Here is a 15,203-nt window from a genome sequence, read left to right as displayed (position 1 = left end):
ACAATGCTTTGAACATATCCGCGGTTCCCTGAACCGCTTGAAGCGGATCAGGATTTTGCTGCTTCAGCAGACTGATTTCCCTCGGCTTTCGCCTGTCGGATGGTCTCGATCATCGCCCGTACCTCTTCGGCGGCAGCGTCGAGCGACGCCTGCTGGCGCGCGCGCACCACGATTTCGGTCGAGAAGGTTTGGCCGACATAGCGCGGATAGGATCCGATGCTGGTGTCCGGATGTGTCTTCTGGATTGCTGCCAGCGGCGAGCCGATCTCTCCTTCTCCGAAGGGGCAGGAAATTGCGGTAGAAAGCATCCGCGTGCCGGTCTTGAGCGTCGGGATCACATTGTCGAGCATGGCCTGGAAAACCTGCGGCACGCCGGCCATGACATACACATTGCCGATGACGAAGCCCGGCGCCGTCGAGACCGGATTGGCGATATGGGCAGCGCCGACGGGCATGCGAGCCATACGCTGGCGCGCTTCGGTGAATTCCATTTCCCGCCGGGCATACATCTCGGCCATCAGCTTCATCGCTGCCGCGTCATGTTCGCAAGGCACGCCGAAAGCCTTGGAAATGGCATCAGCGGTGATGTCGTCGTGGGTCGGGCCGATGCCGCCCGACGTGAAGACATAATCATAAGTGCCGCGCAGGGCGTTCAATGCCGCGACGATGGCATCTTCCTCATCGGCGACAATGCGCACTTCCTTGAGATCGATGCCCGACATGGTCAGCATGTCGGCGAGATGGCCGATGTTTTTGTCCTTGGTGCGGCCGGACAGGAGTTCGTCGCCGATGGCGAGCATGGCGGCGGTAACGATCTGGTGGGTCATGCAGGCAGTACCTTCTCTGATGTTTTGTTGTCGAATTTATAGCAATTCGACAAGACGGGAAGTGCGTCCTATTCGGCGCAGAAAAGTGAATGCAACCCGGAGGGTCGTACATAAAGATTGAACAGTCCGTCTCTAAGGTCGCGACTGGCAGGCCCCGGCGCAGTGGTTTACCTCTTTGCCAACTCAACACGTTGCAAGGCATCGGGCATGCTTTTCGATTTCATCAAACGGCTTCTCTCCGGTCCGCCGGCTCCGGCGCCGTCATCACCTCAAACGAAGGAAACGCAGAAAATGGCTAAGGTTCTCGTACTTTACTATTCCGCTTACGGTCACATCGAAAAGATGGCTTACGCCGTTGCCGAAGGTGCAAAGTCGACCGGCGCGGAAGTCGTCGTCAAGCGCGTGCCGGAACTGGTTCCGGAAGAGGTCGCCAAGGCTTCCTATTACAAGATGGACCAGGAAGCACCGATCGCAACGCCTGACGAACTCGCTGACTACGACGCCATCATCGTCGGCGCCGGCACCCGCTTCGGCACCGTTGCTTCGCAGATGCGCAATTTCTGGGATCAGACAGGTGGCCTGTGGTTCGGCGGCAAGCTCGTCGGCAAGGTCGGCTCTGTCTTCACGTCTTCCGCCACGCAGCATGGCGGCCAGGAATCGACGATCCTGACCTTCATCCCCACCTTCCTGCATCACGGCATGGCTGTCGTCGGCCTTCCCTATGCTTTCCAGGGCCAGATGGGCACCGAGGAAGTCAAGGGCGGCTCGCCCTACGGCGCTTCCACGATCACCAACGGCGACGGCTCGCGTCAGCCTTCGGAGATCGAACTCGAAGCCGCAAAGTTCCAGGGCGCCCACGTCGCCAAGATTGCTGCCAAGCTCGCCTAAGCCGACTCCGATCGCAGACAGTTGTGAGAAGCGCGACCTCAAGGGGTCGCGCTTTTTCGTTTTGGGAGCAACCTTGCGGTGAATTTTCTGTTCCATCGAGCCCGGCGACGCTGCTCGCGAATTTAGGCTTCCTGAAGCTAATATTCATTAGAAAACAAGGCGCGTATATTTAAACGTCATTAATTTAGCAATAATTTCAATTACATGAGTCGCAAATAGACGCGGCACTGTCGCCAAACTGTCATGTGCCGTGGATATAGGTCGGCCCTACTTAAAATTGCTTAAGGGAATTTTGACCATGTCTGGGAGCCATTTCGCGCGCGTTCGCGGTACTTTGATCCTGTTTCTTCTTTCTTCGGTTGCGCCAATTCAAGCACTGGCGGGCGATGTCATCATTGGCTCGGGTGTAACCAACCCTGCGTCGCAGACCCTGCAGGACCAGGATACGCTGACCGTTAACACCGGTGGCGCTCTCGACACAGCAACCGGCGATCCGGCGATCACCTGGAACGATTCCGCGACGTCGAATGTCTCTATCGTCAATTCGGGAACAATCCGCTCGCAGGACGACCGTGCCATCCGCTCGCATAGCGCGTGGCGCGACAATCGAGGCGGATGACGACGCGTTTCAGATCAACGGCGATATGCCGGGCCTGACGGTGAATGTCACCAATGCCGGTACGATTGTTTCCCATGGCGGTCAGGCGCTCGATTTTGGCGACGTCGCTTCATCGGATGCGATGATCTCGGTCCACAATCTCTTGGGCGGCGTGATCTCGGCCGATGCCGACGACGCAATCCATGTCGACGGCGGCACGGTTTCGATCGTCAACGACGGTACGATCTCCTCCGTCCTGTCCGAAAGCCGCGGTATCGATCTCGGCAACTATGCCGATACCGGCTCCGTCACGATTAACAATAATGCAGGCGCGACGATCGAGTCGAATGACGATGCAATCCGCATCGATGGCGACGACGACGGCAGCCAGGACACATCGAGCGGTCAGATCGTCATCAACAACGCCGGCCTGATCGTTTCCCGCAATGACGGCCAGGCGATCGACTTCGATCATGTCTATTCGCCAGTCAGCAATGTAACGATCAACAACCTCGCAACCGGCGTCATTCAGGCAAACAATGCCGATGCGGTCCGTCCGGGCGAGGGCGGCACCGTCAACAATGCCGGCACGATCATCTCCTACGCTCCCGACAACACCGCGCACGATCCCGATGACGACACGTCCAACGATGGCGTCGACTTCCAGGCCCACGCCGGCACGGTCAACAACTATTCGGGCGGGCTGATTTCGGGCTCGAGGCACGGCATCACCAGCGAGACCGACGTTATCGTCACCAACTATGAAGGCGGCACGATCATCGGGCGCAATGGATCCGGCGTTGGCTCCGACGGCAACGGTACTGTCACCAACTACGGCACCATAACAGGCGCGATCGACGACAATTCGGTCAACGGCGACGGTGACGGCGTCGATATCGACGGCTTCGCGACCATCAAGAACTACGGGACGATCCAGGGCATCGGCGCAAAGGGTGAAAAGGACGGCTCGATCAACACCAGCGAGGGCGTAGCCACCGGCGGCGGCGTGATCCAGAACCTGTCCTCCAACGCCGTCATCAGCGGTGCTACCAACGGCATCCTGGTGGACGACAGCAATGCCGGAAACGCTCCGAACGCTACCCAGATCACCAATATGGGCACGATCCGCGGCCAGGCAGGTTTCGGCATCAAGCTTATCGGCGTCCAGAATGACACGATCACCAATTCCGGCCTGATCGAAGGTGACAACGGTCTTGCGATCGACATGGGCGACGGCAACGATACGCTCAACATCCAGGCCGGCTCCCGGATCGTCGGCACCATCGACGGCGGGGCAGGGACAGACACCGTCACGCTCAACGGATCAGGAACATTTGCCGGCGCGCAGAACTTCGAATTCCTCGACGTCCAGAGCGGCAACTGGATACTGACCGGCTCGCAGAGCTATTCCGGCGGCGTCTCGCTCGCCGGTGGTACGCTCAGCGTCGACGGAACGCTTGACGCCACGCTCAACGTCGGCGCGGGCTCTGTCCTTAACGGCAACGGCACGCTCGGCTCCGCCGTGATCGCCGGCACGATCGCGCCCGGCCACTCGATCGGTCGGCTGAACTTCACCGGCACCTATACCCAGCTCGCAGGCTCCAACTATCTGGTCGAGGCGAACGAAGCCGGTCAGTCGGATTATGTCGACGTCACCGGCACCGCAACGATCGCCGGCGGCGTGACTGCAAAGCCGTTCCCGCTGTTCCGCCCGGATACGCGCTACACCATCCTGACGGCGAACGGTGGCGTTACAGGCACCTATGACACGCTGACCTACGACCCGCACGTCTTCCTCGATTTCGCGCTGGCCTACGATCCGAACAACGTCTATCTCGACGTCACACGTAACGATGTGGCCTTTGCCGATGTCGCCACGACCAGGAATCAGGCCCGCACGGCCACCGGCATTGAGAGCCTGGGCTCTGGCAACGGCGTCTATGATCTCGTCGCAAATGCCACCGATGCGCAGCAAGCCGATCAGGACTTCGAGGCTCTGTCGGGCGAAATCCACGCATCCGCAAAGACGGCGCTGCTCGAGGATAGCCATTTCATCCGCGATGCAATGGCCAGCCGCTTGAAGTCGGCCTTTGGCGCGGTCCAGGCTCCGGGAACCGTGAAGTCCGCTCAATCGGGCGATCGGTTCGCCATGTGGGGCCAAGCCTTCGGCAGTTGGGGATCGACCGATGGCAACGGCAATGCTGCCGATCTCGATCGCAATATTGGGGGCTTCCTCGTCGGTGGCGATGCTGCCATCGGCGACAACTGGCGGATCGGCCTGCTGACCGGCTATAGCCGCAGCACTTTCGACGTCGATGCCCGCGCTTCGTCAGGCCACAGCGACGATTACCATGTCGGTGTCTACGGTGGCGGCCAGTGGGGTGCGCTCGGTTTCTCGACCGGCGCGGCTTACACATGGCATGATATGGACACCCATCGCTCGGTTCGCAGCACTGACTTCAATCAGAGCCTGAACGCCGACTATGATGCCGATACCGCTCAGATCTTCGGCGAAGTCAACTATGACGTGAAGGTCAAGCAGATCGACCTGCAGCCCTTCGCCAACCTCGCCTATGTGAACTTGCACACCGACTCCTTCCATGAAAAGGGCGGTTCTGCTGCATTGTCCGGCGGAAGCTCGAGCGACAACCTGACCTTCACGACGCTGGGCGTGCGGGCTTCGACCGACGTCTCGCTCGGCAGCAATCCGGCGAGCCTGCACGGCTCTCTCGGCTGGCGTCACGCGCTCGGTGATACGACGACGTCATCCTCGCTTGCCTTCGCCGGCGGCGACGCCTTCTCGATCGACGGTGTGCCGGTTGCTCGCGATGCCCTGGCAGTGGATGCCGGCGTCGACGTCAATCTTTCCAAGCAGGCGACCTTCGGTGTCTCCTATTCGGGCCAGATTGCCGGCAAGTCGAGCACCAACGGCGTAAAGGCGAACATCGCCGTCAAGTTCTGATCCTAGCCTGCCGCGCGATATCGGTTTCGCGGCAGCCTATTTTCACCGCAGAAATCGACTGCCCGGACCTCGCTTTTTCGAAGTTCGGGCAGTTGCGGTTAAAAATGCTTTGCATCCGCCGATCTTAGGAGAGGCAAGACTTGTCGTTGACCGGGCGATATTTGTCTGCCTATACAGGCGCAGCGCGGACGTGGCGAAATTGGTAGACGCAAGGGACTTAAAATCCCTCGGCCTTGGCTGTACGGGTTCGACCCCCGTCGTCCGCACCAATCCCTTTTACTAATCCTGTCGCAGCGCTCCAGGCAGAGGCATTTCGTCCGTTACGTTCCCCGCAGAAGATATGTCGGGCGGCGATGCAGTCGGACGCTGGCGGGGACCCTGTAGCGTCGGACCGAGACCTCCTTTTTCTCCGGTTCGGGAGGTGTTGCCAGCAGTTGCGCTTCATGTTTCAGCCAGTCGGCAACGTCTTCGATCCGCGAGAGAATGTCGTCTACGGCATCATTATTTTGACCGGGGTTGTGATTTTCCATCGGCTGTTCCTTCGCACGTGGAAATAGCAAAAACCCTGGTTCATGACAGGTCAATAAGACTTACCCAAAATATCCGGGTGGTAGTACGTGAGGATAGGGATGGGTTGCCTATTGTCGCCGCAATACGCGGTTCCAGACGTAGCCTATTGCTATGCCCAGCGCGGATCCGGCAGCCTTGACCAGGGCATCGTCGATGCGGGCATGGCGTGTCGGTTGCAACTCCTGCAGCAGTTCAAAGCCGACCGATCCCAGAATGAGCAAGACTGCAGCCGTTTTCCAGCTTCGCGGGTAAGCCATTGCGAAAAGCAATCCGGCGATGGCATAGGCCGTCGCCCGGTCCATGTTCACACTCGTAAGGGTCGCGGGCCGAAGATCGATCGGGGAAACGGTGACGAAGAAAATGAAGGCGAGTAGCAGCCAGGCTGTAATGCGCAGAGGTGTCGGTGTGATCATGCCGCGACACTAGCCGGACAGATGGCGGAATAAGGGCAAGGCTGCCTGCCGGTGCCGATCCGTTGCGGATTTGACCGGATCAAAAACAACGAGGCCCGCCAAATCCCGATCATCTGGATCGCGGCGAGCCCCTGACCATCATCATGATGGCTGCAGGCATTCAAGGTAGCGGGGCCGCTCCTGTCAATGCATGGATTTTAGGGGCTTTTGCTGGTTGTCCCCTGAAAACTGCAAGCGATCGTAGGAAAACGGTTGCAACGAAACGCCGCCGGCTCAGGCCGATACGGGCGGCGTGCCCAGTTCTTTCACGCAAAGAACCTTTGTCTGCCGGCGCCGATCATGTCATAGCAGACCCCAAATTGGATAATGACGGACGGAAGCCTTGACGAGACAGGATGTCGACAGTGCCACGGAGGCCATGCGTGGCCTTTTCCCGGCCACGCCGCTGCAATTGAACGAGCATCTTTCTGCCCGCTACGGTGCCAATATCTGGCTGAAGCGGGAAGATCTCTCGCCGGTTCGATCCTATAAAATCCGCGGTGCCTTCAATTTCTTCCGCAAGGTCATTGCATCGGGCGGCACGGGCAAGACCTTTGTTTGCGCGTCGGCCGGCAATCATGCGCAGGGCTTTGCTTTCGTCTGCCGGCATTTCGGCGTTCCCGGTGTGGTCTATATGCCGGTGACGACACCGCAGCAGAAGATCGACAAGACGCGCATTTTCGGCGGCGAGTTCATCACCATCAAGCTCTTCGGCGATTTCTTCGACCAGTGCTACCAGGCGGCCCGCGAACATGTGGAACGCATAGACGGCGTCATGGTGCCGCCCTTCGACCACGCTGATATCATCGAGGGCCAGGCAACGGTTGCCGCGGAAATCATTGAACAGCTTCCGGAGGGCGTTCTGCCGGATCTCGTTGTCATGCCCGTTGGTGGTGGAGGCCTGGCTGCGGGGATCACAGGCTATTTCGATGGCATTCTTCCGCCTCAAGCCTTCGCCTTCTCCGAGCCGGCCGGCGCGCCGAGCCTTAGGCGCAGTATCGAGGCAGGCGGCGTGGTCACGCTGCCGAAGGTCGACAATTTCGTTGATGGAGCCGCGGTGGCGCGCATCGGCGACCTGAATTTTGCAGCGCTGAAGCGTTTCTCTGCCGAGCAGGTGATGCTGATCCCGGAGAACGCGATCTGCGTTACCATTACCGACATGTTGAATGTCGAAGGCGTAGTTCTGGAACCGGCCGGCGCGCTGTCCTTGACCGCGATTGCCGACATGAGCCGCGACAGCATCGCCGGCAAGACGATCGTTGCTGTGGTCTCTGGCGGCAATTTCGATTTCGAGCGCTTGCCCGATGTCAAGGAGCGCGCCATGCGCTATGCCGGGCTGAAGAAGTATTTCATCCTGCGCCTGGCACAGCGCCCGGGCGCTCTGCGCGATTTCCTCAATCTGCTCGGCCCCGATGACGATATCGCTCGCTTTGAATATCTGAAGAAGAGCGCGCGCAATTTCGGTTCCATCCTGATCGGTATCGAGACGAAGGATCCGGATAACTTTGTGCACCTGACCGACAATTTCGAGCGTGCAGGTCTTGGCTTCGAAGACATTACCGAAAACGAGATCCTGGCGAACCTGATCATTTGACCTTTGCGGCCCCGGCCGCTCATGCTAAAGGCGAAACATGGCTTCTATCTTGTCCAATATCCTTTCGATCTTCACTGGTGGCGGCGCCGGAGCAACCAGCGCTGCCAAGCCGGCAGAGGCGGCGCCTGCTCAATCGCAGGCCTACGCGGACTGCATGATATTTGCGACCCCGCAGCGCGAGGGAAGCCAGTTTCGGCTTGCCGGCAGGATCGAAAAGCAGGTGAATGGAGAAACGCTTGTGCGCAATTTCATCCGCGCCGACGTCTTCAGTTCGGTCGACGATGCCGTGGAAACCACCTTCCGCAAAGCCCAGCAAATCATCGATCAGCACGGTCCAGCACTGTTCGGTGACGGCGAAAAAGTCCGTCAGGTCTGAGGATTGCGCCTTTGCTCTGGGATTCAGGCGCTGGTGGCGTAAACTCTAGGTCGTTGCAACCAAGAATCCTATGGATAAGCGCCGGTTCGTCGCTTTCACACATTTTCTTTTAAGTCTGAAACGAAATAATGACCCCATGGTTTTCAGGGGTCGGTTGTATTGCGTCGACTAGCACTCGCCCTAAAGGAACCAGAGGCCGCGCTTGTTCAAGTTTGGGAGGGCCTAAACGAGCACCTAGCGTTTATTCATATGCCGGCGCGATATGATAGAGCACCGGGACGGGATCGGGCAGTGTGATAGAAAGGCTCAATCTGGCTTTGTTCGTCGTGGAAGCGATCGCCTATTTCGCGATCATGGTCACGCTGCTGCATTTCAGACATCGTATTGGGCTCGGCGTCTTCCTGACTGCGCTCGGCGTCATGCATTTCATGGAGACCTATCTGGCCGCGGTCTTCTACGTCGCATTGCCTTTCGGCATTGTGTCGCCCGGTTCGTCTGTCTTTTTTGCCGGCAAGTTGATGATGATCCTGATGCTGTATCTGAAGGAAGATGCAGCAACGGTGCGCCAGCCGATCTACGGTCTGTTCCTCGGCAATCTGATGACCGTCGGCATTGCATGGTTCCTCCAGCTCCATATTCCAGTCGACCTGACCGGCGGTCGCGGGGCCGATTTTGGCTTCCTCAACGAAATGGGCTGGCTGATGATCTGGGGCACGGCGCTGCTCTATATCGATTCACTCGGCATCATCCTGCTCTACGAGAAGCTCGGGCGTTTCATCCAGCGATGGGTGGTGCTGCGGTTCATGCTCTCCGGCTTGGCGCTCTTGACCTTTGACCAGGTCGGATTCTTTGCGGTCCTTCACTATTTCGTCGGCGTACCCTTGTCTGTCTTCTGGGGTGGCTGGCTTGCGAAGATGCTGTCCGTCTGCATCTATTCGGGGCTTTTCGCCGCTTACCAGTTCGCAGTGCGGCGACACGGGGCCACGCTAGCCCAGCGCTCGATCAGCGATGTGTTCAACGACCTTACATTTCGCGAGCGCTACCAGGATCTTCTGTCGCGGAGCGGCCGTGACACGCTGACCGGCGTTCTCGATCGCAACAGCATGGAACTGGATGGACCTCAGCTCGTGCGCGATAGCTTGGAACGCGAAGAGACAATGACTGTGCTTCTTCTGGACGCGGACAATTTCAAGGACGTCAACGACCGCTTCGGTCATCTGGAAGGCGACGAAGTGTTGAAAGCAGTCGCCAGCCAGTTTGCAACTGTCTTGCGCCCGACCGATCGCCTGTTCCGTTTTGGCGGCGAGGAGTTCGTGGTTCTCTGCCCGCGCACCAATCATGCCGAAGGCCTGCTGCTCGCCGAGCATCTTCGCTGGCAGGTCGCCGGTACGGTGCGCAATCTCGAAGGTCAACCCATCACCGTCAGCATTGGCGTCGCAACGCTGGGGCCTGATTCAGTCAGTTTCAACGGCCTGCTGGCGGTGGCTGATGACCGGCTTTATCAGGCCAAGAAGTGCGGCCGCAATTGCGTCGTCGGGCAGAATGGCAAGGTGGCCGCCGCCTGAAGGAAAAGGCCGCCTTTTGGGCGGCCTTCAATCCTGATAATGCAGCTATCTCACTGGCGGAAAATCTTTGCGCCCGAAGGAGCGCCCGTCGCGCCGCCATCGACCGTGATTTCGATGCCGCTGACATTGAGCGAATCGTCGGAGGCGAGGTAGAGCGCGGCCTTTGCGATCTCGTCCGCTTCACTCATGCGTCCAAGTGGGCTGAGGCCACCGATCCGCGCTTCCAGCGCATCCATCTCTTCTCTCGTCGGCGCGGAAGGATTCCAGATGGGCGTGCGCGTGCCGCCCGGCGTTACCTGATTGACGCGGATGCCCCGCGGCGCGAGTTCCGAGGCGAGGTTGCGAGTCATCGCGCGCACGGCGCCCTTCGTTCCGGCATAGGCCGAGTAGCCGGGAATGCCGAGCACTGCATGGACCGAGCCGTTCAGGATGACGGATGCATTGTCGTTGAGGTGGGGAAGAGCGGCCTGAACCGTAAAGAACACCGCGGTGAAATTGGTCCGCACGATCGCTTCGAAGGCCTCGACAGAGGTCTGCCCAAGCGGCGTCGCGCCGGGAATGCCGGCATTGGCAAAAACGATATCAAGCTTACCGAGTTCGGCGGTCGCCTTGGCAAACGCGTCTTCCATGGCCTTTGCGTCGTTGACATCAACCTGCAATGTCAGCACGCCGCCGCCCAGGGCCTCCGCCGCTTCGGCGAGTGTCTTCGGATTGCGGCCGGTGATGGCGACTTTGGCGCCTTCGTTCAGGAAGACGCGGGCGGTGGCAAAGCCGATGCCGCTGTTTCCGCCGGTGATGATGGCTACTTTGTTCTTCAAGCGCATTGTCGTGTCCTCTTGGAAAAATCGGCAATCTGGATTATGATTGCTTTCCAGAATAGGGATTATGATTGTAATCCACATTTGTCAAGGTCTGGACGGAGTTTTGTGATGGGACATTCCCAAGTCGAAAAGCAGCGCACCCACGAACGCATCGTCGAGATCGCCGCCAAGCGGCTGCGCGAGGAAGGGCTGGAAGGCGTCGGCGTTGCCGATCTGATGAAGGAGGCCGGCCTCACCGTCGGCGGCTTCTACAAGCATTTTGCCTCCCGCGACGAGCTGGTGGCAGAGGCAATGGATGCGGCATTCCGCGGCTGGGAAAAGCGGCTGGCCGAGAAGGGAATAACGCCGGTGGAGGTCGGGGCGGCGGACTATATCGCTTCCTATTTGAGCACCCGGCATCGCGATGATCCCGGCGAAGGATGCGCTTTCGGCGCTCTCAATGGGGAGCTCGCTCGAAGCGATGCGAAGACGCGCGAGATTGCCACCGAACGCATGAAGATCAACATCGATGTGATGGCAGACCGCCTGGGCGGCAAGGACAGCGTGGCGGCGCGCAGCAAGGCAATCCTTACGCTTTCCGCGATGGCAGGCGCCGTTGGTTTTGCGCGGATCGCCACCGATCCGGCACTGTCGGAAGAAATTCTGAAATCGGTGACCACCATGCTGCAGGATATGGTGCCAACGAAGTCAGACGCATAAAAAACGGCCGGCGAATGCCGACCGTTTCAAGCTCAGCGTCCCCTGGGGGCTTAAGCGGCGCGAGCGAGTTCTTCGGTACGAGCCTTGGCGGCAACGATTGCCTTTTCGGCAGCTTCCGGACCCATGGCAAGGCCTTCGACATAGACGGTTTCAACATCGGTGATGCCGATGAAGGTCAGGATCCACTTCAGGTACGGAACGGCATGGTTCAGTGCCGCAGCCGGGCTGCCTTCGGAATATACGCCGCCGGAAGCCAGAACGATGTAAGCCTTCTTGCCCTTGGCAAGGCCAACAGGACCGTTCTCGGTGTAGGAGAAGGTGCGGCCGGCGCGCACGACGTGGTCGATCCAAGCCTTCAGCGAGGAATAGATGTTGAAGTTGATAAGGCCGGTGCCGATCACCAGCGTATCAGCGGCCAGCAGCTCGTCGACCAGAGCGTCGGATGCCTTCGATGCGGCAGCTTCTTCGGCGCTGTGAGCGTCGGCCGGCTTGCGGATCGCGGTCGTGAAGGCTTCGTTGATATGCGGCAGCGGCGAAGCTGCGAGATCGCGGCGGACCAGCGTGTTACCGGGGTTTTGCGCCTTGAGCTTCTCGGCGAGTTCCACAGCGATGGTGGTGGAGAGCGATTCAGCGCGGGGGCTGGAAGTCAAAAGAAGAATGGAGGACATGAAACCTGTTCCTTTCGAATGGGTTAGTCGACCGAAGCAGGGAATCGGCCGCCTTTCGAAGTAAGAAATAGGCTTGCATGACTATCGAAAAAACTGTGATAATATGGATCGAAATTATCGATGGAATGGATAGAGCATGGTTCCCAACCCAACACTGGACCAATTGCAGGTTTTCATGACCGTTGCCGAGACTGGCAGCTTCTCGGCAGCCTCGCGATTGCTTAACCGCGCCCAATCGGTCATCAGCTACACGATTGCCAATCTCGAGGCGCAGGTCGAAGTTCCGCTTTTCGAACGCTCGGGCGCACGCCAGCCGAAATTGACCGAAGCGGGCAGAGCGCTCCTTGAGGATGCGCGCCGCATACTTTCCGATCTCGAGGTCATGCGCGCCCGCGTGAAGGGGCTCAAGGACGGGCTCGAGGCTGAAGTCGCGGTTGCCATAAGCGTCATGGTGCCGATAGACGCCATGGTCGACGTGCTGAACGAATTCCGCAATCGGTTTCCGTCAGTTTCGCTGCGGCTTGATGTCGGCGAGCTTGGCGAAGTGATGAATCAGGTTCTGAGCGGCAAGGCGACGATTGGCATCGGTGGCGCGCTTCTTCGCCAGGACGATTCCCTTGTCACCGAACGTATCGGCCATTCCTTCATGATGCCGGTGGCCGCGCCCGGCCATCCGCTCGCGAAGATCAAGAGACCGCTCACGCTTGCCGATGTCCGCGACGAAACGCAGCTTGTCGTGACCGACGCGTCGGGCTTGACCAATGGCCGCACCTTCAACGTGCTTTCCTATAAAACCTGGCATGTCAGCGATATCGCGACAAAGCATCATCTCATCCGCGGTGGCCTCGGCTGGGGCGGCCTGCCGGTTTCGGTAATGTATGACGATCTGCAGAAGGGACGGCTGGTCCAGCTCGATCTCGATGCCTATGAGCAGGGTGAGTATCCGATTTATGCGATGAGAAGGCTGTCGGCTCCTCCCGGCCCTGCTGCAGCCTGGATGATCGACGCATTCGCAACCAAGCTATCCGGTTGCCCGAACCACGCCGACTTCAAGACCATGCTTGCGGCTGGCGAGTTGAGGCGACCGGCAGCGGCGATCGCAGCAGAATGAAAAATGCAGCAGAATGAAAAATGGGCGCCGAGGCGCCCATTTTCCTTTGTTGCGGCTGGTACGATCAAAGCACCAGACGGAATTTGTGGAAGCCCTCGGCGCCTTCACCGGCGTCCTCGATCTTAACCGTCTTGACGTCGGCGATGAAATCCTTGGCCTTGGGCGAGCTTTCGAAGACAACAGTCGTGCCCGGCATCGGCTTGAAGGTCCAGTTGCCGTCGGCGGTCGGGTTGATCGTGCCCTGGTCGTGGACATAACGAACGATCACGTCGCGGTTGGTGTCCGGAGCCTGATAGACGACCTTGTCGGCTGCGATTTCCGGGAAGTTGCCACCGCCGCCAGCGCGGTAGTTGTTGCTGACAACGAGGAATTTCTGTGCCGGATCAATCGGCTTGCCTTCGAACTGAAGATTCTGGATGCGGTTCGAATCGGCATTGGCCACCTTGCCGTCATCGCTGAAGCGGCGCGGCTGCGACAGGTCGATCTGATAGGTGACGCCGTCGATGACGTCGAAGTTGAAGGACGGGAAGCTGTCGTTGAGCAGCGGCGCGTCCTTGGAACCTGCCGGGATCTGGTTGAACATGGCGGCCGACATTTCCAGCCAGTTCTTGACCTGCGCGCCGTTGATGACCACGGCCTGAACGGTGTTCGGATAGAGGTAAAGGTCGGCGCAGTTCTTGATGGCGATATTGCCGGCCGGAACGTCGGTGTAGTAGTCGACGCCGTTGCGGCCGCCGCACTTGAAGGGAGCCGCTGCCGACAGGATCGGCAGATCCTTGTACTGCGTCTCCTTCAGCATGTCCTTGATGTACCAGGTCTGCGCCTGCGACACGACCTGAACCGACGGATCGTCGGCAACCAGCGCGAAGTAGGAATAGAGCGGTGCCGAGGTCTTGCCGACGGGGGTGCGGACATAGGCGAGCGTTGCTTCATGCTCGGTCTTGGCGGCGTCGGCGACTTCCTTCTTGTCGGCGACGTCGGCGACGATCTTCTTGTTGGCGTCACGATGGTAGATCGGCCGGGCTTCCGAGGTGAAGTCGACGATCTTCCAGCTCTTGCCGTCCTTTTCGAGCAGAAGGTCGATCAGCCCGAGATGCGAGCCCCAGAAGCCTGCCATGACAGCTGGCTTGCCCTGCAGCGTGCCCTTGACCGGATCGGCGCCCTTGATGCCGTCCCATGTCTTCGGGCCGGGGAAGACCAGGTGCTGGTGGCCGGTGAAGATCGCGTCGATGCCGTCGACGGCTGCGACGTATAGCGAGGCATTTTCCATCTTGTCGGCAGGGCCGGAGCCGTCGATGCCGGAGTGGGAAAGGGCGATGACGATGTCGGCGCCTTCTTCCTTCATGACCGGAACCCAGGCCTTGGCGGCCTCGACGATGTCGCGGGTCTGCGCCTTGCCTTCAAGGTTCTTGATATCCCAGAGCATGATTTGCGGCGGCACGAAGCCGATGAAGCCGATCTTGATCGTGTTCTCGTTGCCGGCGCCGTCCTTGATCTTCTTTTCAAGGATGAGGTAGGGCTTGAAGAATAGCTGGTCGTCCTTCGGATCGGCAGCGAGCTGGCCGCGCGTCAGGTTGGCGCAGACGAAGGGGAAGTTTGCGCCGCCGAGCACCTTGAACATGAAATCAAGGCCGTAGTTGAATTCGTGGTTTCCGAGCGTGCCAACTTCGTAGCCGAGCGTGTTCATCGCCCTGATGACGGGATGGACGTCGCCATCCTTCATGCCATGCTGATAGGCCATGTAGTCGCCCATCGGGTTGCCCTGCAGCACGTCGCCATTGTCGATCAGCAGCGAGTTGGTGGCCTCAGAGCGGATATTGTCGATGATCGTCGCGGTGCGCGTCAGGCCCATCGTGTCGTTCGGCTTGTCCGCGTAATAGTCGTATGGGAAGACGTTGACGTGAATATCCGTCGTTTCCATCAGCCGCAGATGCGCCTGGTTGGCGGCGGCGCGGGCTGCGAACGGGTGCAGCATGACCAGAGCGGCAGTGGCGCCGAGACCTTGCAGCAGGGAGCGGCGGGACATGGCGGGCAAATCTAAAATAGAAGACATTGGGGCACTCCTCGAATAA

General features: G+C 59.3%; 14 protein-coding genes and 1 tRNA gene. 9 read left to right on the top strand and 6 right to left on the bottom strand.

Annotated features, from left to right (window positions below; genetic code table 11):
* Positions 1-47 precede the first annotated feature (47 nt).
* Positions 48-827, bottom strand: coding sequence for a competence/damage-inducible protein A (locus EV561_RS00570; protein ID WP_132516585.1), 780 nt, complete (start codon positions 825-827; stop codon positions 48-50).
* 291 nt (positions 828-1,118) lie between these two features.
* Between EV561_RS00570 and wrbA the strand changes: the two genes are divergently transcribed.
* The 4 genes from wrbA (at position 1,119) to EV561_RS00555 (ending at position 5,544) form a co-directional block, all read left to right on the top strand.
* Complete coding sequence (wrbA, locus tag EV561_RS00565) at positions 1,119-1,715, top strand: NAD(P)H:quinone oxidoreductase type IV (protein ID WP_132516583.1); 597 nt, start codon at positions 1,119-1,121, stop codon at positions 1,713-1,715.
* Positions 1,716-2,013: 298 nt separating this feature from the next.
* Positions 2,014-2,334 carry a hypothetical protein gene (locus EV561_RS37015; protein WP_165927728.1) on the top strand — a complete coding sequence of 107 codons (321 nt, stop codon included), beginning with the start codon at positions 2,014-2,016 and terminating at the stop codon, positions 2,332-2,334.
* Positions 2,288-5,275, top strand: coding sequence for an autotransporter domain-containing protein (locus EV561_RS00560; RefSeq protein ID WP_165927727.1), 2,988 nt, complete (start codon positions 2,288-2,290; stop codon positions 5,273-5,275). Before EV561_RS37015 ends, EV561_RS00560 begins: the two co-directional genes overlap by 47 nt.
* A gap of 184 nt (positions 5,276-5,459) precedes the next feature.
* A tRNA-Leu gene (locus tag EV561_RS00555) sits at positions 5,460-5,544 on the top strand.
* A gap of 51 nt (positions 5,545-5,595) precedes the next feature.
* Here the strand turns inward: EV561_RS00555 and EV561_RS00550 are convergent.
* Positions 5,596-5,805, bottom strand: a complete 210-nt coding sequence (locus EV561_RS00550; RefSeq protein WP_132516570.1) for a hypothetical protein — start codon at positions 5,803-5,805, stop codon at positions 5,596-5,598.
* A gap of 108 nt (positions 5,806-5,913) precedes the next feature.
* Entirely contained in the window at positions 5,914-6,258 is a 345-nt protein-coding gene (locus tag EV561_RS00545; RefSeq protein WP_132516568.1) for a VanZ family protein, read from the bottom strand.
* A 382-nt stretch (positions 6,259-6,640) separates the two neighbouring features.
* Between EV561_RS00545 and ilvA the strand changes: the two genes are divergently transcribed.
* From ilvA to EV561_RS00530, 3 genes are all read left to right on the top strand, one after another.
* A complete protein-coding gene (ilvA, locus tag EV561_RS00540) occupies positions 6,641-7,891 on the top strand; it encodes a threonine ammonia-lyase (RefSeq protein ID WP_132516566.1) in 1,251 nt (416 codons plus the stop codon).
* 37 nt (positions 7,892-7,928) lie between these two features.
* Positions 7,929-8,267, top strand: a complete 339-nt coding sequence (locus EV561_RS00535) for an HlyU family transcriptional regulator (RefSeq protein ID WP_132516564.1) — start codon at positions 7,929-7,931, stop codon at positions 8,265-8,267.
* Between the two features lie 293 nt (positions 8,268-8,560).
* A complete protein-coding gene (locus EV561_RS00530) occupies positions 8,561-9,832 on the top strand; it encodes a GGDEF domain-containing protein (protein ID WP_207910484.1) in 1,272 nt (423 codons plus the stop codon).
* A gap of 50 nt (positions 9,833-9,882) precedes the next feature.
* Here EV561_RS00530 and EV561_RS00525 read toward each other — a convergent pair whose 3' ends face one another.
* A complete protein-coding gene (locus EV561_RS00525; protein WP_132516562.1) occupies positions 9,883-10,656 on the bottom strand; it encodes an SDR family oxidoreductase in 774 nt (257 codons plus the stop codon).
* Between the two features lie 105 nt (positions 10,657-10,761).
* Between EV561_RS00525 and EV561_RS00520 the strand changes: the two genes are divergently transcribed.
* Positions 10,762-11,352 carry a TetR/AcrR family transcriptional regulator gene (locus EV561_RS00520; RefSeq protein WP_132516560.1) on the top strand — a complete coding sequence of 197 codons (591 nt, stop codon included), beginning with the start codon at positions 10,762-10,764 and terminating at the stop codon, positions 11,350-11,352.
* A 50-nt stretch (positions 11,353-11,402) separates the two neighbouring features.
* On the opposite strand, the gene EV561_RS00515 is transcribed toward EV561_RS00520, so the two are convergent.
* Positions 11,403-12,020: an FMN-dependent NADH-azoreductase gene (locus EV561_RS00515; protein ID WP_132516558.1), complete on the bottom strand. Its 618-nt coding sequence runs from the start codon at positions 12,018-12,020 to the stop codon at positions 11,403-11,405.
* Positions 12,021-12,156: 136 nt separating this feature from the next.
* On the opposite strand from EV561_RS00515, the gene EV561_RS00510 reads away from it, so the two are divergent.
* Entirely contained in the window at positions 12,157-13,131 is a 975-nt protein-coding gene (locus EV561_RS00510) for a LysR family transcriptional regulator (protein ID WP_132516556.1), read from the top strand.
* Between the two features lie 64 nt (positions 13,132-13,195).
* On the opposite strand, the gene EV561_RS00505 is transcribed toward EV561_RS00510, so the two are convergent.
* Positions 13,196-15,184 (bottom strand): bifunctional 2',3'-cyclic-nucleotide 2'-phosphodiesterase/3'-nucleotidase, encoded by a 1,989-nt coding sequence (locus tag EV561_RS00505; RefSeq protein ID WP_132516554.1) that lies wholly within the window; start codon positions 15,182-15,184, stop codon positions 13,196-13,198.
* Between the last annotated feature and the right edge of the window lie 19 nt (positions 15,185-15,203).

The organism is Rhizobium sp. BK376 (assembly GCF_004341625.1).
In the GTDB taxonomy this organism is placed as follows: domain Bacteria; phylum Pseudomonadota; class Alphaproteobacteria; order Rhizobiales; family Rhizobiaceae; genus Rhizobium.
The sequence above is the reverse complement of the archived record's forward strand: the minus strand, read 5'-3'. Positions and strand labels throughout refer to the sequence as shown.

Bases quoted from the DNA above. Each gene is read 5' to 3' on its own strand.
- EV561_RS00525 (WP_132516562.1), bottom strand. From the start codon at position 10,656: ATGCGCTTGAAGAACAAAGTAGCCATCATCACCGGCGGAAACAGCGGC.
- EV561_RS00550 (WP_132516570.1), bottom strand. From the start codon at position 5,805: ATGGAAAATCACAACCCCGGTCAAAATAATGATGCCGTAGACGACATT.
- EV561_RS00570 (WP_132516585.1), bottom strand. From the start codon at position 827: ATGACCCACCAGATCGTTACCGCCGCCATGCTCGCCATCGGCGACGAA.
- EV561_RS37015 (WP_165927728.1), top strand. From the start codon at position 2,014: ATGTCTGGGAGCCATTTCGCGCGCGTTCGCGGTACTTTGATCCTGTTT.
- EV561_RS00535 (WP_132516564.1), top strand. From the start codon at position 7,929: ATGGCTTCTATCTTGTCCAATATCCTTTCGATCTTCACTGGTGGCGGC.
- EV561_RS00545 (WP_132516568.1), bottom strand. From the start codon at position 6,258: ATGATCACACCGACACCTCTGCGCATTACAGCCTGGCTGCTACTCGCC.
- EV561_RS00515 (WP_132516558.1), bottom strand. From the start codon at position 12,020: ATGTCCTCCATTCTTCTTTTGACTTCCAGCCCCCGCGCTGAATCGCTC.
- EV561_RS00510 (WP_132516556.1), top strand. From the start codon at position 12,157: ATGGTTCCCAACCCAACACTGGACCAATTGCAGGTTTTCATGACCGTT.
- EV561_RS00505 (WP_132516554.1), bottom strand. From the start codon at position 15,184: ATGTCTTCTATTTTAGATTTGCCCGCCATGTCCCGCCGCTCCCTGCTG.
- wrbA (WP_132516583.1), top strand. From the start codon at position 1,119: ATGGCTAAGGTTCTCGTACTTTACTATTCCGCTTACGGTCACATCGAA.
- EV561_RS00520 (WP_132516560.1), top strand. From the start codon at position 10,762: ATGGGACATTCCCAAGTCGAAAAGCAGCGCACCCACGAACGCATCGTC.